The organism is Paenibacillus azoreducens (assembly GCF_021654775.1).
Classification (GTDB): domain Bacteria; phylum Bacillota; class Bacilli; order Paenibacillales; family Paenibacillaceae; genus Paenibacillus_AQ; species Paenibacillus_AQ azoreducens.
Map to the genome: position 1 here is coordinate 387,888 of NZ_AP025343.1, position 17,328 is coordinate 405,215.

Annotated in this window: 17 protein-coding genes; 10 read left to right on the top strand and 7 right to left on the bottom strand. The window is 50.5% G+C overall.

The features are described from left to right. Positions 1-6: 6 nt before the first annotated feature. Together L6442_RS01725 and L6442_RS01730 are read right to left on the bottom strand one after the other, a co-directional pair. A complete protein-coding gene (locus tag L6442_RS01725) occupies positions 7-444 on the bottom strand; it encodes a MarR family winged helix-turn-helix transcriptional regulator (RefSeq protein ID WP_237100179.1) in 438 nt (145 codons plus the stop codon). A 488-nt stretch (positions 445-932) separates the two neighbouring features. Beyond that, complete coding sequence (locus tag L6442_RS01730; RefSeq protein WP_237100180.1) at positions 933-1,583, bottom strand: nitroreductase family protein; 651 nt, start codon at positions 1,581-1,583, stop codon at positions 933-935. A 118-nt stretch (positions 1,584-1,701) separates the two neighbouring features. Between L6442_RS01730 and L6442_RS01735 the strand changes: the two genes are divergently transcribed. Next, positions 1,702-2,067: a MerR family transcriptional regulator gene (locus tag L6442_RS01735; protein ID WP_212979196.1), complete on the top strand. Its 366-nt coding sequence runs from the start codon at positions 1,702-1,704 to the stop codon at positions 2,065-2,067. 284 nt (positions 2,068-2,351) lie between these two features. On the opposite strand, the gene L6442_RS01740 is transcribed toward L6442_RS01735, so the two are convergent. From L6442_RS01740 to L6442_RS01750, 3 genes are all read right to left on the bottom strand, one after another. Continuing rightward, positions 2,352-2,525, bottom strand: coding sequence for a glycine zipper domain-containing protein (locus tag L6442_RS01740; protein WP_212979197.1), 174 nt, complete (start codon positions 2,523-2,525; stop codon positions 2,352-2,354). 279 nt (positions 2,526-2,804) lie between these two features. Beyond that, positions 2,805-4,157, bottom strand: coding sequence for a sensor histidine kinase (locus tag L6442_RS01745; RefSeq protein WP_212979198.1), 1,353 nt, complete (start codon positions 4,155-4,157; stop codon positions 2,805-2,807). Then, positions 4,135-4,869 carry a response regulator transcription factor gene (locus tag L6442_RS01750; RefSeq protein ID WP_212979199.1) on the bottom strand — a complete coding sequence of 245 codons (735 nt, stop codon included), beginning with the start codon at positions 4,867-4,869 and terminating at the stop codon, positions 4,135-4,137. The genes L6442_RS01745 and L6442_RS01750 overlap by 23 nt, the downstream gene beginning before the upstream one ends. Positions 4,870-5,276: 407 nt before the next feature. Between L6442_RS01750 and L6442_RS32785 the strand changes: the two genes are divergently transcribed. From L6442_RS32785 to L6442_RS01790, 9 genes are all read left to right on the top strand, one after another. Further along, complete coding sequence (locus tag L6442_RS32785; protein WP_272880315.1) at positions 5,277-5,405, top strand: hypothetical protein; 129 nt, start codon at positions 5,277-5,279, stop codon at positions 5,403-5,405. A gap of 139 nt (positions 5,406-5,544) precedes the next feature. After that, on the top strand, positions 5,545-6,231 hold the full coding sequence (locus L6442_RS01755) for a hypothetical protein (protein WP_212979200.1): 687 nt from the start codon (positions 5,545-5,547) through the stop codon (positions 6,229-6,231). A 685-nt stretch (positions 6,232-6,916) separates the two neighbouring features. Further along, positions 6,917-8,014, top strand: coding sequence for a threonine aldolase family protein (locus tag L6442_RS01760; RefSeq protein ID WP_212979201.1), 1,098 nt, complete (start codon positions 6,917-6,919; stop codon positions 8,012-8,014). A 264-nt stretch (positions 8,015-8,278) separates the two neighbouring features. Then, the gene (locus tag L6442_RS01765) at positions 8,279-10,078 is read left to right on the top strand and encodes a sensor histidine kinase (RefSeq protein ID WP_212979202.1); all 1,800 of its coding nucleotides are present in this window, start codon (positions 8,279-8,281) and stop codon (positions 10,076-10,078) included. 25 nt (positions 10,079-10,103) lie between these two features. After that, positions 10,104-11,666, top strand: a complete 1,563-nt coding sequence (locus L6442_RS01770; protein ID WP_212979203.1) for a response regulator transcription factor — start codon at positions 10,104-10,106, stop codon at positions 11,664-11,666. 131 nt (positions 11,667-11,797) lie between these two features. Beyond that, positions 11,798-13,126 carry an extracellular solute-binding protein gene (locus L6442_RS01775; protein WP_212979204.1) on the top strand — a complete coding sequence of 443 codons (1,329 nt, stop codon included), beginning with the start codon at positions 11,798-11,800 and terminating at the stop codon, positions 13,124-13,126. A 25-nt stretch (positions 13,127-13,151) separates the two neighbouring features. Continuing rightward, on the top strand, positions 13,152-14,027 hold the full coding sequence (locus L6442_RS01780) for a carbohydrate ABC transporter permease (protein ID WP_212979205.1): 876 nt from the start codon (positions 13,152-13,154) through the stop codon (positions 14,025-14,027). A 20-nt stretch (positions 14,028-14,047) separates the two neighbouring features. Continuing rightward, positions 14,048-14,917 carry a carbohydrate ABC transporter permease gene (locus L6442_RS01785; protein WP_212979225.1) on the top strand — a complete coding sequence of 290 codons (870 nt, stop codon included), beginning with the start codon at positions 14,048-14,050 and terminating at the stop codon, positions 14,915-14,917. Between the two features lie 4 nt (positions 14,918-14,921). Next, positions 14,922-15,179 carry a hypothetical protein gene (locus tag L6442_RS01790; RefSeq protein WP_212979206.1) on the top strand — a complete coding sequence of 86 codons (258 nt, stop codon included), beginning with the start codon at positions 14,922-14,924 and terminating at the stop codon, positions 15,177-15,179. A gap of 119 nt (positions 15,180-15,298) precedes the next feature. Here the strand turns inward: L6442_RS01790 and L6442_RS01795 are convergent, their stop codons facing one another. Both L6442_RS01795 and pdxR read right to left on the bottom strand, forming a co-directional pair. Next, positions 15,299-15,745: a hypothetical protein gene (locus L6442_RS01795; protein WP_212979207.1), complete on the bottom strand. Its 447-nt coding sequence runs from the start codon at positions 15,743-15,745 to the stop codon at positions 15,299-15,301. Between the two features lie 106 nt (positions 15,746-15,851). Further along, positions 15,852-17,246 carry a MocR-like pyridoxine biosynthesis transcription factor PdxR gene (pdxR, locus tag L6442_RS01800; protein WP_212979208.1) on the bottom strand — a complete coding sequence of 465 codons (1,395 nt, stop codon included), beginning with the start codon at positions 17,244-17,246 and terminating at the stop codon, positions 15,852-15,854. Between the last annotated feature and the right edge of the window lie 82 nt (positions 17,247-17,328).

The window sequence follows — 17,328 nt, forward strand, 5'->3', positions numbered from 1 at the left end:
GCCTCCTTAATTGTTCTTTAAATTTGTTAGTTGTTCAGACATGCGATCCAAATAGCTATGCAAGACAGACACCTCTGTATCTGAGAAATCGATTGTCAACAGCTCCAAAAAGTTCTTCTTTTTCCCTGTCAAATCATGTAGCTTCGTTATTCCCGCAGCAGTCAGGGACACCAGCGTAATTCGCTTATCCTGTTCGGGCTTCCGACTGGTAATAAACTGTTCTTCCTTTAGTTGCTTGAGATGCCTAGTAATGGCTGCTGCATCCAAGCCGAGCAACTTTTGCAACTCCAACTGGCTAAGCTCGGTGTGCTCATCCAAGTACTGCAAAATTTCCAACTTCGTGCAAGTCCTGCTGACAGCGGCAGTGAATGCCTGATCCATTTCTTTAGCCAGCGCACGAAGACGATAAAATAATTGTTCTCTATCCGAACATGACTGTCCCACTCCTTATTCCCCCTCAATACTTGACTTATCAATTGATATATCAAGTATTATAAAGGATGCAGTGAAAATATGCAATTACGTAAAAGATTGTTGTCATTGTGCTGTGATATTGTCACTATGTAACTGTTCTGTGAAAATCACCATGGGACAGGAGACAGTTACATTGACTAGTGCAGAACTGAAGAAGGGATTTGTAATGCAAAATATCCTTGATGGGCAGATGACCAATAAGGAAGGAGCAGCGGTTTTTGGGATAACCTAGCGGCAGATCATTCAACGAAGAAGAACTATCGAGAAGGAGGCGTACAAGCACATCGGAATCGAGGAGACGAAAGCTCATCAAGACTTTTTGGCAGCCACTCCCGCGAATGGCTGCCGTGATCTGTTCAATTAACGAGAAGATTAAACTTAGGCATGCTTTTAAAAAGCTGGAAACGTAAAGCTTTCGGGATAGCATGGGTTTTGATTTAGACTTAGCTTATGTTCGATTATACCCAAGTAGTAGTGGTTTCAACTGGAAGGCGGTAAGAAGGATAACCTTCTTTGGCTGCTTTTCCGATTGAGATCAACATGACCGGTTTGAACCTGTCTTTATTAAGATTAAAAACTTCAGCAATCCGTTCCTTATCATATCCTGCCATCGGGTTAGTGTCATATCCATGGGCGCGTGCAACAAGCATGAGCTGCATGGATACAATACCCGAATCAATCAAGTTCATGTCTCGCAGGTCGGATTCGGATAGGTTTGCATAGTAGGATTTCGCTTGTTGTACCTGCATGTCCATAACGTCCTGTGGCATGTATCCATGTTCTACAGCTTTGCCAAAAATCTCGTCAATATATTCAATGTTATTAGCATCGTAAAATACCGCGATGACAGCCGAGGAAGTCAGAACTTGCATCTGGTTGAAGGATGCTAGCGGGGCAAGTTTTTCTTTGCCTTCAGCGCTGTCTATGACAAGGAAACGCCAGGGCTGCATGTTAATAGCAGAAGGGGCGCGGGAAGCTTCCGTTAATATCTCTGCCATTTCCTCCCGGCTAATTTTCACTTCTGGATCGTAGACTTTCACCGAACGGCGCTCCAAAACAATTTCATTGAAATTGTTAGTTTTGTGGAATTTTCCAGTGATTGTGTTCATGTAGTGTTCTCTCCCTCATCTATATTAGATGTGAGATTCCGGCCGGCTTAACCTCACTATTGGGATTCTAAACTATGAAGTATACTTTATAGCAAGAGAAGGCAATGGGGTGATTAATATGAAAATTAGTGAAGTTGCAAAAATGGTTAACCTTCCCATATCAACTATCCGTTACTATGAGAAAATAGGAATTATCACTAATGATTATATTAGGAGAGATCAGAATAATTACCGGGATTATGCTTCAGAAATTATTGCTTATCTAGAAGTCGTAAAAAAATGTTTATCCATGGGATTTTCAATTAACGATATAAAAGCCATAATCTCGAGAAATGGAATGTCCAAAGATGATCAAACACATATCATTAAGGAGAAAATATCTGAAATCGAGAAGGCTCAAAAAAAGTTAGAGGATTCAAAAAGAAACCTTTACGACGTACTTGAATCGGATATTATATGCGAAGATGGGTTTGGAAAATATTAATTCAAATATGTAAGAATTGAACTCTAGCGGAGAACTATAGCATGAGGATGTTTAAGGCAACCGGCTTTTTGGTCGGCTGCCTTCCATAATGTTAAGAACAATCTTACCTATTCGCTCAAACGACTCAATCTTGACTATATAGAAGCAGAAGCGTGACAGACACCGCCATCATTGAGGAAGGCAAGCTTGCCGTCGGATGCGGCCGGGGTTTGATCCTGAACGCGGCAGCGCGCAGATTGACGACGGGAAAAGCTTACGGCATCGAATATTTCAGTAGAAGCGGCTTATTTATCTTTGCGTCCGATTTTGTATTGATACGGAGAGCCAACGATGATGCCAAGTGCCAGGCCAAGCGGCATATTATGCGAGAGAAGGCCCAGGACGGCCCCGAAGGCGATGCCTGCCCCGAGTAGAATTCCTGCTTGTTTTTTGTTTTCGATAAGTTTGAATGCTGTCATTTGAAACCCCTCCGAATGTATTTTATGTAAGTAGGTTATACGTTTTCGATTTACAAAGTTCTTATGTGGTGGCTACGTATATTATATTAAGAGAGCTAGGTTAAAAAATGAGTAATTGCTACCTTAGAATTCGTTTAAATTTTATCCGGCTGCTAGAGAGGCGGCATGAAATGGGGGGGATTTCACTCACAGGACGGGGAAAAGGGAAGGGCACCAAGGGCAGTTATGCCTCTTAGTGCCCTTTCCGGGTTCGTGGTATATGGGGAAGATCGTTTCCGGCTACGTTATTCCCGGGAATTGCAGCGAAATGACCGCCCCGCCACCACTTCCGTTGCCAGCCTGAATCAGGCCGCCGCAGCGCTCGATGATCGCACGGGAGATGGCCAGGCCTAGGCCGGACTCGCCGTCTTTACCTTTGACAAAACGATGGAACAAATACGGCAGCAAATCCTCCGGTATGCCCGGCCCGTCATCGCTGACGCGGATCACGGCTTGCCCCTCACGTATTTCGGAATGGATGTAAATATGGTGCCTTGCATAACGCACCGCATTGGAGACGACATTCAGCATCGCCTGCAGCAGCTTGTCGCGATCTGCGCACAGCATGACCGTCGGCATATCCCCGTACTCCGCATGAAGAGTAATGCCTTTTTTGACAAGCAGGGGATTGAGCCGTTCCACCGTTTCCGTCAGCAGATCCTGCAAACACACCTCTTCGCTCTTAAAAACATCCTCTTCGCTGTCAAGCTTGGCCAAGAGCGTCATTTCGGTCACCAGCTTCTTGAGGCGGGCACTTTCGTTCATGATGATATCCAGCCCTTTTCGCACGCTCTCTCCTTCAAAAACGCCGTCGCGGATGCCCTCCGCATAACCAGAGATGGACATCAGCGGCGTTTTTAATTCATGGGACGCGTTTTGGAAAAACTGCTTTTGCACATGGTTGAAGCGGTTCAATTCCCCGGCCATGTCGTACACCGATTTGGCGACCGAGCCGATTTCGCCCCCGGCTTTAATAAAGGTGACATCCGCAAAGCGGCGTTCTTTCACCTTGGTCAGCTCATCGCGCAGCCGGATTAGCGGCTTGATCAGCTTTTTCGTAATAAACAGGCTGAAGAGAAGCATGGCGAGTCCCGCAGTGCCGAAAATGATAAGCAGCTGCTTCAACAACGCCTGCTCGATGGTACGGACTTTACTCATCGGCGTGTATAAAGTCAGTTTTCCTTGGGGCGTCACTTTTTCTACCGTAATATAGTTTTTATCGTCTCCATCCCGGATCTTCTGCACGCTGGCAGCTTCCGTGCTGGTTACCGCTATCGCCCCTTTTTTAACTTCATAGGATGATGGGGCCACCGTTATGATGCTCCCCGTATTGTCGGTCAGAATGGCGCTGATCCCGGAATACGAAGGCGTGACCGGCACTGCAAGGGATATTTCATTCGCAGGGATGCCGCTCATAGGGATAAGTTCCTTCTTCAAGGATGCCGTCATTTCGGAGCTCATGGCTTTCAAGTCCTCTTTTTGCGCGCCGATCAGGTGATCGAGCAATACATAGTGAATGACGATTCCGGTAACCGCAAGCACCAGTACCAGCGCAATGCCAAAAGCAAGGTTAATTTGATGAACGAGCTTCATCAGTTTTTCCACCTCCATCGCTTCTCATCCGGTAGCCATGCCCCCATACCGCCTCAATGGGAAGCTGCCCGATTTTTTTGCGCATCCGTTTGATTAAATGGTCGACCGCGCGGTCGCTGCCAAAATAATCATCCCCCCATACATAGGTCAGCAGTTCATCTCTTGTAAAAGCGCGGTTCGGGTTTTCGGCGAAAACCTGCAGCATAGCAAACTCTTTGCTGGTCAGGTCCACTTCTTCGCCATGCCAAAACACGCGCCGTTCTTCCGGCAGCAGCTCGAGATGGCCGCTTGCAATCCTTGCCGAGAGCGAAGCACCGGCTTGCCCCTCCGGGCCGTTCAGTTTATACCAGCGATGGAGCTGCCTCTTGATGCGGGCGACCAGCTCGCGCGGACTGAACGGTTTGACCATATAATCGTCGCTGCCGAGCTCCAGCCCCAGGATTTTATCGACTTCATTATCCCTTGCGGAAATCATGATGATCGGCACTTCCGCTTCGCTGCGGATGCGCCTGCAAAATTCATACCCGTCCATCCCGGGAAGCATGATATCGAGTACCCACAGATCGGGCGGACTTGTCCGCCACAGCTCCCACGCCTCTTCCGCGCTGCCCAGACCGATGGTGCGGTAATTTTCCTTTTGCAGGAAAGCTTCTACCAACAAGCGTATATTCGTATCGTCATCCACGACGGCGATTGTATATTGGTTATTCATATTCGTACCCTCCTGTTTCTCTTTTTAAGTATACCAACGCAAAGACCGCCAAGGGGAAATGCCATCGTTTTTCCACAAATCCACCAATAGCCTGCCATATCCGTTTACTACACTGGGACTTGCAAGTGCTTTTGTGAATAGGGAATGCCGGTGCAAGAGGGTTCAGCCGATGCGAAAGGAGGAAAAAACGATGGCCAAGGAGATATGGAATCTAACCCGGAATCCGTACGCCGTCTTTAAGTGCTGTTCAAAAAGGCCGGTTTTCAGCACCGAGAAGGTTGAATGAAGATAGGGACTGAGGAGCGGAGCGTACGTAGTAGGTACGTGAGCACCGGAAGGCCCGGCTGAATTCAAGATTCGACGCCGAGTCCGCTTATTGACTTACTTCGTGATCAAAAGCGGACTTTTTGAACAACCTCTTTAAGAAGGTATGCCGGATTACGGGGCTGATGCTGCTGTGCTGGTGTGTTCTTTTCGTCTGCTCGGAGGCCGCTGTGCTGGTATTTGATGCGATTGTAAAGCGGCTGGCCGAATAATGCTTAAGAGTAGTGGAGGTGCTTCCTGGTGCAGCCCGGCTTCCGCCTGCCTCGTTTTATCGCAAATCGGCCCAAGTTGTGCCGCAGGCTTCTTATGCACACGGGAACTTGCAAGACTAAATCCAAGGAGTGTTGAACGATGAATATGCAAAACTTACTTAAAAAAACGGCCTTGTCAGCGCTGATGTTTTCCGCTGTAGCCGCCCCGGCCGTAACCAACGCTGACAGCAGTAATTCCGGGGAGCAAGCCGCAAAGACTCAGCCGACGATCGCGGTTTCCGCAAAAGGAAGCGGCAAAACGGAAAATATTATGTTTGCGAAAATCATGGATCCGCTTGAGCTTGCCAAAAAGTATGCGCCCGAAACGGTAGAAGAATGGCAGAAAACGTTGGAAAAACTCAGGGGACCCTTCGTCACGGGAATGGCAGAGGTTGTCCCGGCAGAGAAGCTGATTTCTGCTATGAAAACTGCAGAGGGCAATACGGGGGAAGAATCAACGCCCATCCCATCGACTCCGGCGGAGAAGTTGTCCCCTGCTTCGGTAACGATGAAGGATATCGCAGAAGGGAAAGTATCTCAAATTTTGGCCGTTTCAGCGGCAGACCTGAGCGAATCTTCGGCAGATCATGACGGAAAAGCGGCTGCGATCACAGTGTCCATTTCCAGTACGGAGGCCAAAGAAGCGGACAGTTCCTTCTTGAAAGCCTGGGACGCTTTGGCCAAAGCCGAGGAATCCAAAGATGCGGCCGCAATCAAGGAGGCGCTCGCCGAGCTGCTGAAACAGTACAAGCAACTCATCGCTGAGCAGGAGCCGGCCGCTAAGTAAGGAGATTGCAAAGATCCCAGCTCAACATCATAATTGGTACATGACAAAAAGCGAAAGTAGCGAAGGGGACGGAATCGATCGGAAGAACGATCCGTAACCGCAGCGGCCTCCTCGTACAATGTCAAACCACTAACTTATAAATTGAACAAAGATTTCAAGAGAGAAATCGTGCTGTAACATACTCAAGGAAATCGCAAGTGCCCCCTGACTTTGCCGTTAAACGGCGAGCGGGGGTTTTTGCTTGACATATCAGAAAGTATGAGTTTCCGGGGTCCCCGCAAAGTAATCGGAATAGGCTTCGAAGGTCACGCGTCACTTTGTGGGGTTGAGTTTCCGGGGTCCCCGCAAAGTAATCGGAATAAGCATCGAAGGTCATGCGTCACTTTGTGGGGTTGAATTTCCGGGGTCCCCGCAAAGTAATCGGAATAGGCTTCGAAGGTCACGCGTCACTTTGTGGGGTTGAATTTCCGGGGTCCCCGCAAAGTAATCGGAATAAGCTTCAAAGGTTACATGTCACTCAGTACTTTTGCTTCGCAAAAGCGCCCCTCTGCGAGAGGCGTCGGACTTCTTTCCGATACTCTTTGTGGGGTTATTTTGAGGATCAACCGCCATAAATATGGTTTTTCATTACGCTCCGCATTTAGTATGATTAAAGAAATAAAGCTCGGCAAAAGGGGGATTTTTCATGAGCGGCAGCCAAACATTATCTGAGGCATTTAAGCAGGCGGCTTATCCGGTAGGCGGACATGGGGCAAGGGATATTCAAGTGTTGAAGCAGGCGATTGCGGAAGCCCCGGGAAACACGGCAAGCGATATGTACGGCCAAGGCAAGGTGATCGAAGATTTCCAGAGCAAAATGGCTGCCTATTTGGGCAAGGAATCAGCGGTTTTTTTTCCAAGCGGGACGATGGCGCAGCAGATTGCGCTTCGGATATGGTGCGACGAAAAAGGTCTGAAGCGAGTCGCTTATCATCCGCTTTGCCATTTGGAAATCCATGAACAGGATGCGGTGAAGGAGCTGCACCAGATTGAACCCATTTTACTTGCAAACAAGGACCGCCTTATTACTCTGAAGGATGTACAGGTGCTTGAGGGGGAAATTTCTTGCCTGCTTCTGGAGCTGCCGCAGCGCGAAATCGGCGGCCAGCTGCCGCCATACGAGGAACTTGAAGCGATATCCGCATACTGCCGGGACCAAGGCGTCCGACTGCATCTGGACGGAGCCCGATTATTTGAAATAACGCCGTATTACGGCAAGTCGGCTGCGGCAATCTGCGCACTTTTCGACAGTGTGTACGTATCTTTTTATAAAGGGATCGGCGGTATCGCAGGGGCGATTCTGGCGGGAGACAGCGGCTTCACAGAGCAATCGAAGGTGTGGAAAAAGCGACATGGCGGCGATTTAATCAGCCTTTATCCGTATATTATCAGCTCGGACTATTACTTCGATCAGCGGATCGGCAAAATGGAGCAATACTACGAGGAAGCCAAAGAGCTTGCGGCTTATTTTGACGGACTTGAAGGCGTATCGGTCCTGCCGGAGATTCCCGTGTCGAACATGTTCCATGTTCATTTCAAGCTGCCGGAGGAGCAGGTTGTTCCGATTCTCGTTCAAGTTGCCGAAGCCACAGGGGTTGGCTTGACCAACTGGCTGCGTGAACGCGAAACGGGTACATGCTACACTGAAATCAGCATCGGGGACCGTTACGCGGGCGTGCCGAAAGAGAAAATCCGCGCAGCTGTCCGCCTGCTGGATGAAAAAATGAAAGAAGCAATGAAATAATTTTATGTCATAGTTTTTGCAGCCTTGGACTAGGAAGCCCAAGGCTTTTTTGCATATAAATTAAAGACGCGGGGACTGAAACGAACGGAACCCAACCAGCAGTTCGGCACTATAAGAAGCAGGTTATCGCTGCTTTATATTTTTTGTCTAAACCAATTGACAGCGTTTACAGCTTATAAAATGTCAAGTAATATAGCAAACAAATGCCGGTATATTCCATTTTCCTGCGATAGAAAATTAAAACGCTTAAAGCGGGGTGATAATGTGAAAAATTGGGTGGGAAAGTCGCTCAAGCATAAGCTTTCGCTCCTGATCATCGTGACAACTCTGGTTCCGCTCCTGTTCCTTGGTTTGTTTTCATATACCACAGCTGAGGGCTTAGCCGAAGAAAAGGCCAAAAGCGCCGGCATGAACACGCTCAGGCAGGTGGAGGTTTACTTAAGCACGATGGTCAAGGACGTGGAAAACATGTCTTTGTTCCTGATCGGCCATAACGGCGTGCAGAATTACCTGAAGTCGCCGGAAAGCGACCTCATCCAGCAGACGACGATCATCAATTTTCTCACGAATCTGGCGTTTTCCAAAGATTATATCGCCAACATCATTGTCGAACCGCTTGGCAGCAAACCGCCCATTTCGCATAAGTCCATTACCGGTTCCGATTTTATGGATATCGCGGCTGCTGTCCCCGATTATTACGAGCTGCATCCCAAATGGTGGTCGGATGTGCACAGGCAGTGGACCTTTGAAGGGGCACGCAAAGTCATTACGCTGGCGAGGCCCATCCGCAGCACGGATAAGTACAAGCTTATCGGAAAGGTGCAAATCAACCTGGACCAGGCGGTCATCGCCCGGCAAATCCGACAGGCGGCGCTCGAAAAAGGCGGGTTTGTCATGCTCCTTGACGAAAAGGACCGAATTATAGCGGGACCTGACAATTTGGAGACGAATCTGCCGCTCTCCGTCTATTACCCGGATATCGGACCCTTTAACGGGGAAAGCGGATTTCTGGATTACGGATCGGGAGCAGACAAGAAAACGGTACTCTACAAAACCATGTCCAGCGCGAATTGGAAGCTGGTGGGCATCATTCCGACCGAGGCATACCGGTCGCAAAACCATTATTTTCTCGTTCTGACCGCCGTCGCCGTCAGTGTGGCCATGTTGTTTGTCATCATTTTCGTGGTATTTCTGATTCAAAAGATTACGAAACCGCTGTCTGCCTTAACCAGCTTTCTGAAAAACGCAAGCCCGGACGAGCCGCTGCCGGCCATCCCGGTGAAATCGATCGATGAAGTAGGACAACTGATCGTGAGTTATAACCGCCTCAGTTCCCGGATCGTGAAGCTGACCGACGAGGTTAAACACAATGAATCGTTGAAAAAAGAGGCGGATATGCAGGCGCTGCAGCTTCAGATCAATCCGCACTTTTTGTATAATACCCTTTCTTCCATCCAGTGGCTGGCCCTGATGAACCGTGACGATAAAATTGCCGGAATGGTCGGTTCATTGAGCGATTTTCTTAGATTCAGCCTGAATAACGGCCAGGAGTACTGCCACGTCGGACAGGAAATGATGCATGTGCAAAACTACGTCAGCATCCAGTCCATCCGCTATCCGGAGAAATTCCGCTTTCATGTTCAGATGGACGCGGAAGCGCAGGACCAGCTTATGTTGAAGCTGCTCTTGCAGCCGTTGGTAGAAAACGCAATGCTGCATGGCATCTTGAAACGTGAAGGTCCTGGGGAGATCGCCGTTACGATCGCCTGCAGCGGACAGGGAATGCATTTTTCCGTTGCCGACAACGGGATTGGCATTCCGGATGAACGATTGGAATGGCTGCGCCAGCAGCTGACGGATGCGCCCGAGAAGAATCCACAGCCTGCAGGTAAAGGCGGTTATGGGCTGCGGAACGTGCACAGCAGGCTTGTGCTGCATTATGGGCGCGAGGCAGGGCTGCAGATCGAAAGCGCTGAGGGCCAGGGAACGAAAATTTCGTTCCGTATTCCGTTTACCGGGGTTGCCGCCGGTTCTATTCCCGCCAAGGCTGATGAGTCTGCTTAATCTAATGACAAGGAGGAGAGCCCCTATGAAAGTGCTGATTGTGGACGATGAAGTGATTATCCGCACCGGCCTTAGCACGGTGATCGATTGGGAGCAAAACGGATTCACGATTCTGGAACCGGCGTCATCGGCGGAGGAAGCCCTTCAGCGCATCCCGGCCGAACATCCGGACATTATCTTTACGGACATTCGCATGACCGGCAAAACCGGTCTTGATTTGATCCGCGAGGTCAAAAAGAATTGCCCGGACACGGAATGGATCATTATTTCCGGTTATGACGAATTTGCGTATGCGCAGCAGGCGATCCGGGAAGGCGTCAGCGAGTATTTGCTGAAAACGAGCCGCCCGGATGAAATTATTCTTGCCGCTTTGCGGGCCAAGGATAGGCTGGAGAAGCGAAAACAAAAGGATCAGCTGGGCTGGGAAAAGGACCGGATGCTGAACCGTAGCTTTTTGCGCAGCCTGCTTTCCGCCGCCTCCGGACCGGATGAAGAGGCCGCATGCGAGCTGTGGGAGCGGTATCCCGAGCTTCGTCCCGAGCAGAACGGTCTAATGCAAATCTGGCTCGTCTCCGCCGAAGACGATGGCAGCAAAGGCCGGAACCAAGATGCGCTGTATGCATCCGTCGGTTCACTGCTTCAGGAAACGCTCACATGCGAGTGGCTGCCATGGCATGAGTCGCTGCTGCTGCTCGTTCATGTCCAAGCTGCCGCCGCAGGATGGAATGCCGTGGAACAAGCGCTAAGGAAAGCCGGCGATAAGCTGGAGTGCCGTCTATTTGCGGCGAGCGGGCGCGGGGTGAATGACGCGCTGCTGCTGCGGGACGCTGTAGAGACGGCAGCTGCGGCGAAGTCGTATGCGTGGCTGCTGGGTAATCCCGGGATCATCCGGTACGAGGATATCGAGGGGCGCAAAGGCTGCCGGGCCATCTGCTCCCATGCGGAGGAAACCGCCTTTTCGGCCCTGCTCAAGGCGGGGGATGAAGAGAGTTTGCGCTCGTGGATCAGCGATGTTGCTGTGCGGCTTCAAAAGGACGAACATGCCACTCCCGCCACCGCATCGGCATATTTGCATTCCCTGCTGCTGGCAGGGCACCGCTGGCTGGAGCGGGCTGCCGCTTCAATCGGCCTATCCCGTCCGCTGCCTGATACAGAAGAGGCAGGGCGGCTGCATCTTGCCGCCGATCCGCGTCCTGAGCTTTACCGCCGTTTCAAATCCATGATGAATCAATACCGGATGATGGTTGCGGACAGAACTCCGGTCGAACGGGCAATCAGCTATATCCATGAACATCTGGAGCAAAGCCTTTCCCTTGGGGAGGTGGCAAGGCATGTTCATATGCATCCGAATTATTTCAGCGAGGTGTTCAAACGGGAAACCGGCCAGAATTATATCGAGTTCGTCACGCAGGCCAGGCTCCGCCAAGCCATGGTTCTTTTGAGCGAAACCCCGGCCAAAATCAGCGAGGTGGCCAAACGGATCGGCTATGAGGATATCAAGTATTTTAACCGCCTATTCAAAGGATTTACGGGTAATACCCCTTCCGAGTATAGGAAAAAAGCTGAAAATAATCCCCCTACCGGCTGAATTCCGTCCCCTATGTTCGGCTGGGCATCCTCTTTTATACTGAGCTTATCAACGTATCCGGAAGCAGGGGCCAGGGACTATATTGAAAGCCCTTTCCGGCTTGCTTCCGCATCATCCAAGGAGGATCGACGATGAAACCGATTCGGAAATTAGGCGTTTTATTGCTGCTTATGACGTTTATTCTGGCGGCATGCGGGGATGGCGGCAGCCAGACGGCCGGAGAGCCCGGAGGAAAAAGCTCAGGCGGAAAAGTGAAGCTGAGCATTTGGCATAATTTTGCCGGCGACGACCTGCGTGCGAAAACGGTGAGAGGCCTCATCGACCAGTTTGCCAAAGATAACCCGAATATTGAACTGGATGCCCAGGCCATTCCGCCGGACGGCTACCGTCAGCGTTTAAGCACCGTGGCCGCAGGCAATGAGCTGCCGGATATTTTCTTCGTTTATGCAGGCAGCCAATCCGCAGAACTGCATAAAGCCGGACTTTTGCAACCGGTTACAGAAATCGCGGAGCAGCACAAGGACTGGAGAGATAAGTTTCTGCCCGGGGCTTTTAAGCCGTATGAGTTTGAACAGAACGAGATTTATGCTGCCCCGCTCAGCATGTCGGCGACTTCAATTTTGTACTACAATACCGCACTGTTTCAAAAATATAAAGTAAAGGTGCCGGAAACCTGGGACGAGCTGATGGCCGCGGTCAAAGTGTTCAACGAAAACAAGATCACGCCGATCGCGCTCGGCAATAAAGCGCCATGGGTGGCGCAATCGACGATTTTGGGCACCTTGGCGGACCATGTGACAGGCACGGAATGGTTCAAAAATGCGGCTGCTCAAAAAGGCGCCAAGTTTACGGATCCGGAATTCGCCCGGGCGCTTGGCTACTTCAAGCAGTTGGTAGACAACAAAGCATTCCAGGACGGAGCCAACAGCATCGACAATACGCAAGCGGAGCAATATTTCATCCAGGGCCATGCGGCGATGATGATCAGCGGCGCATGGACACTAACCAACCTTGCGGCTTCCGCCAGCGAGGAGCAGCTGAAGGACATTGACGTGACCGTTATGCCGGCGATTCCGGGCGGCAAAGGGGAAGCGAAGACCATTTCCGGCGGCGCGGGCGGCGGCATGGCGCTGAGCAAACGGACGGAGGGAGCGGCGAAAGAGGCGGCATTGAAGCTCATTTACGCTATCTGCGGCCCCGAGGCTCAAAAAGCCATCGCGGAGAGCAACTCCATGGTCATGTATGATACGGAGATCGATCAGTCCAAGGTCAGCTCTCTGTATTACAAGGCGTTTAATCTGGTAAAGAAGACGGCAATCACGCCGGTTTATGACGCATATCTGTCCGCGGATGCCGCCGAAGTGATCAATAACGGGCTGCAGGAGATCATGACCGGAGCTTCGCCGGAAAGCATCGCCAAAAAACTTCAGGAAGCGCAGGCCAGATCGGTAACTCCATAAAACCGCAGCATAAGGAGGGAGATATATGTCAACCGCGCTCAAAAGCAAAGGATTTATCGCCCTTGCCCTGCTGCCCGCCCTGATTTTGTTTCTTGTATTCGTGATCATTCCGGTTTTTTGGTCGGCTTATTATGGCCTGTTTGAATGGAAAGGTCTTGGAACGGCGAAATTCATCGGTTTTGGCAACTACAACGAGATCCTGCATGACCGGATTTTCTGGAACGCCCTTTTGAACAACCTGCTGCTTGTCGCATCCGCAATCATCGGTCAAATTCCGGTAGCGCTGCTGCTCGCGCTGGTTCTGCTCCGCAACACGCTGTTTTCGAAATTTATCCGTTCGGCAGTGTTTTTGCCGATGGTACTGTCTACCGTGGTGGTCGGCCTGATTTGGGGGTATATTTACCATCCGCAGTTCGGGCTCGCCAACTTTGTCCTGAAGGCGGTCGGGCTGGGTTCCTGGACCCGGGCCTGGCTGTCCGAACCGCATATCAACATGCTGGCAATTACCGTACCGATCAATTGGAGCAATATCGGACCATACATGGTTATCTATATTGCCGCGCTGCAGAACATTCCTTCCGAAATCGGCGATGCCGCCGAGATGGATGGGGCCAGAGGCTGGCGGAAGCTTATTTTCGTCACGCTGCCCATGATTTGGAGCACCATCGTGGTTACGCTTGTATTATGCATTTCCGGCAGTCTGAAGGCCTTTGACCATGTCATCGTTATGACCAATGGCGGTCCGGCCCACAGCACGGAACTGCTTGCCACCTATATGTACAATAATACGTTTCATGTGTACAGGTACGGGTACGGCTCGGCGGTATCCACGGTCATTATGCTTGTCAGCGCGGTTCTCATCGCCATCAATTATGCCGTGACCAGGCGCAGATCCGCGTAGGGAAAGGAGTGAGGGAGATGATGGAACTTGCATCGCCCGAAGCGCAGAGGACAGCTCGGCGTAAAGGGTTCCGGAAAGGGCTGTCCGGGTTCGGCAAGTTGGTTTTGACCGCTTATGCGGTGTTAACCCTGTACCCCTTGTACTGGCTGTTTATCAGCGCCTTCAAGACAAATGAGGATTTTTTCAGGCATCCGTACGCCCTGCCCCAGGTCTGGATGAAGGAGAATATTTTCCGGGCCTGGGAGCTGGGGAAGATGGGACGAGCGATGATGAATTCAACGCTTGTAACGATGATTGCCGTGGTTTTGACGCTGGTGCTTGGCGTTCTTGCGGGGTATGTGCTGTCCCGATTCGAATTCCGGTTCAAGAAACTCGTCATGGGATTATTTCTTGTCGGGATGCTGATTCCGATTCACAGCACTTTGGTTCCCTTGTTCCTGATGATGAAAAAGATCGGCTTGCTGGATACCTACGGAGCGCTCATTTTACCGTATACGGCTTTCGAACTGCCGATCACGATTTTTTTGGCGATCGGGTTTATGGCATCCATCCCGCGCGAGATCGAGGAGGCAGCGATGATGGACGGCAGCGGGTGGTGGCGGATCTTCGGCAAAATTATATTTCCGATTTGCACACCGATCGTAGCTACCATCACGATCCTGGCTTTTCTAAGATTTTGGAATGACTTTTCCTTTGCGCTCGTGTTTATTAATTCGCAGTCCCTCAAGACGCTGCCGCTGAGTTTGTCTCTTTTCTCTGACGGCTTCGGGACGGACTACAGCCTGACGATGGGCGCGATGGCCATCGCGGTCATCCCCACGATCGTCATCTATTTGATTTTGCAGGAGCAGATCATGAAAGGAATGGTGGCCGGTTCGATCAAGGGGTGAGGGATTGGATAAAATTTTTTATCCGGCGGAAGAGAAACACCAAAAATATTATCTCAAACGCCATCCGGATGCGGTAGGGAAGCTGCTGGGGCTGTATTCCTCCATCTCCGACATGGACCGCTCCACGCTGGCGGCAAGACTGAACGGTTTGGCGAAAGGTTACACCAACAGATCGGGGATTGTAGAGGAAGTGAAGCGTTGGCCTTTGCCGGAACGGGAACGGGAGCGCATTATCGGAAGGGTGAAGGAAATCCGCTGGTAAATTAGTTAATTCAGCTTTGACCCCGCTAGCGGGTGATTGCAAGATGCAACAAATGCCATCCCGAAATAGGATGGCATTGTTCACTCCAACACTAGAGCAGCTATTTCAATTCAGATGTTCTACTCCGCCGCTTGCGTCGATTCGGCAGCCGGAGCAGCAGCTTGACGCGCAAGCCTTTTAGGCAGCTGCCAAGCTGTCGCGACAGCCAGCGCTATAAATACGATATCCATCACATCAAATAGACTCGAAAAGTTCTCTTGGAATACCGTCATCACTTCACTTTCAAAGATGCCGGAAAAACTCTCCGTATAAAGATAGCCAACGGTAAAATATTTGCCGAGCAGAATGCCGATCAAGCTCGCAACTACCGCGATTACTTGATGTGCCGCGCTTACTTGTCTGTTCGCAAGCTTGGCTACGGCATATCCAGCCAGACCGCCGACGGCCCACGCGACAATCCCTAGTTCATAGTTCGTCAATGCCACTATGACTGCCCATGCAGCTCCCCCAATAACGGCTGCGAGCAATGCACCCAGAATAGGCAAAACGATTTTGTTACCTTCCAACGTAATCTTCCCCCTACTATGTATGTAATAATTTTCCGTGTTGTATTTTACAGGAATTCCTACGAAACCACAATCACTTCCTTTCCCGTTATATCTTCTCAGCGCTCTACAGCACATCCAGCAGGAGTTTTTTTAAACCGCGTTCGATCTCCGATTCCGTTAAACCAGCAAAACCGAGCAGCAGCTGCACGGAACCATCGTTTTTGGGAGTTTCATAGAACAGTGAAGTTTTGTATACCTTCAGGCGGCGGCGGGCCGCTTTTTCAATCAGCGCATCTTCCGTCTGGTCCGTTTGAATGGTCAGGATGATATGCATCCCCATGGTGGTGTCGTTCACTTGGACGTTAGCGGGAGCGTATTGCCGGACGATATCCCTGATTTTTGCCATTTTGCTTTTGTAGATGCTGCGCATTTTCTTGATATGAGCTCCCCAGACGCCTTCCTCCATAAAATAATGCAGCGTTCTCTGATGAATCCCTGATGCGCATGGTTCGAACATGTTTTTTTTCTTCGCATAACGCGGCAAAAGGGAATTCGGCAAGATCAGGTATCCGATTCGGACCGATGGCAGCAGCGCTTTGGAAAAAGTCCCCACATAAATCACCCGATCGTTGTTGTTCAAGCTGAACATGGCCGGGATCGGCTTTTGTTTATAGCGAAATTCACTGTCGTAGTCGTCTTCGATAATATATCCGTCCTTTTCTTCCGCCCAGTTCAGCAGCGCCAGACGATGGTGTATGGGCATGATCATCCCGAGCGGGAACTGGTGGGAAGGCGTGACATAGAGCAGCCTGCTCTTGATTTGCCCCAGGCTCGGAAGATGAAGGCCATGATGGTCCACAGGGACCGGTTCGATGGTGTAAGACAGCGCCCGGAAAACATCTTTGGCCCCGGCATATCCCGGTTCTTCGAAACCGATAGAGTGGAAAGGCTTGTCCAATATCGAAGCAAGCAAATACATCAGCTGCTGCGTACTGCTTCCCACGATAATTTGCTCGGCAGCCGCCTGCACGCCGCGGGACCGAAACAAATAGTCGGCGATCGATTGCCTTAACAGAGGATCCCCCTGGTGGTCGCCGTAGGTATAGATGGAGGGATCTTTTAGCGCGCGATTCGATAGGAGACGCCATTTGTCGAGGGGGAAATGATTTTTGTCGACGGCTCCCAAGCGAAAATCGATCATGTCTTCCGGGTCCTCTCCTACCGCTTGCTGACGGACCTCGCGAGGCCCGGATGGAAGGGCATGATTTAAAGGGAGCGGCTCCACATAGTATCCTTTTTTATTTTCGCTGCGGATGAATCCCTCGGCCAGCAATTGTTCATAGGCGAGCTGCGTCGTGTTCCGGCTGAGATTGAGCGAAGCGGCCAGATTCCGGATCGAAGGCAGTTTGGAATCGGGGAGAATGCGTCCCTGCAGGATCGCGATTTTCAGATGCCGATAAACCTGTACATATCTGGGGACCGAAATACTTGGATCAATATGAAATAATAACTCTCGCATATATGAGAACTTCCCATCTGTCATTTTTGAAAATTATAAACTATACCTTTTTGAAATGACAAATTTCAAGTATGGTATGGAT

What these genes read in the sequence shown, in the direction of transcription:
- L6442_RS01760 (WP_212979201.1), top strand. Translation starts at nt 6,917, where the DNA reads ATGAGCGGCAGCCAAACATTATCTGAGGCATTTAAGCAGGCGGCTTAT.
- L6442_RS01755 (WP_212979200.1), top strand. Translation starts at nt 5,545, where the DNA reads ATGAATATGCAAAACTTACTTAAAAAAACGGCCTTGTCAGCGCTGATG.
- L6442_RS01745 (WP_212979198.1), bottom strand. Translation starts at nt 4,157, where the DNA reads ATGAAGCTCGTTCATCAAATTAACCTTGCTTTTGGCATTGCGCTGGTA.
- L6442_RS01740 (WP_212979197.1), bottom strand. Translation starts at nt 2,525, where the DNA reads ATGACAGCATTCAAACTTATCGAAAACAAAAAACAAGCAGGAATTCTA.
- L6442_RS01730 (WP_237100180.1), bottom strand. Translation starts at nt 1,583, where the DNA reads ATGAACACAATCACTGGAAAATTCCACAAAACTAACAATTTCAATGAA.
- L6442_RS01780 (WP_212979205.1), top strand. Translation starts at nt 13,152, where the DNA reads ATGTCAACCGCGCTCAAAAGCAAAGGATTTATCGCCCTTGCCCTGCTG.
- L6442_RS01750 (WP_212979199.1), bottom strand. Translation starts at nt 4,869, where the DNA reads ATGAATAACCAATATACAATCGCCGTCGTGGATGACGATACGAATATA.
- L6442_RS01770 (WP_212979203.1), top strand. Translation starts at nt 10,104, where the DNA reads ATGAAAGTGCTGATTGTGGACGATGAAGTGATTATCCGCACCGGCCTT.
- L6442_RS01775 (WP_212979204.1), top strand. Translation starts at nt 11,798, where the DNA reads ATGAAACCGATTCGGAAATTAGGCGTTTTATTGCTGCTTATGACGTTT.
- pdxR (WP_212979208.1), bottom strand. Translation starts at nt 17,246, where the DNA reads ATGCGAGAGTTATTATTTCATATTGATCCAAGTATTTCGGTCCCCAGA.
- L6442_RS01785 (WP_212979225.1), top strand. Translation starts at nt 14,048, where the DNA reads ATGGAACTTGCATCGCCCGAAGCGCAGAGGACAGCTCGGCGTAAAGGG.
- L6442_RS01735 (WP_212979196.1), top strand. Translation starts at nt 1,702, where the DNA reads ATGAAAATTAGTGAAGTTGCAAAAATGGTTAACCTTCCCATATCAACT.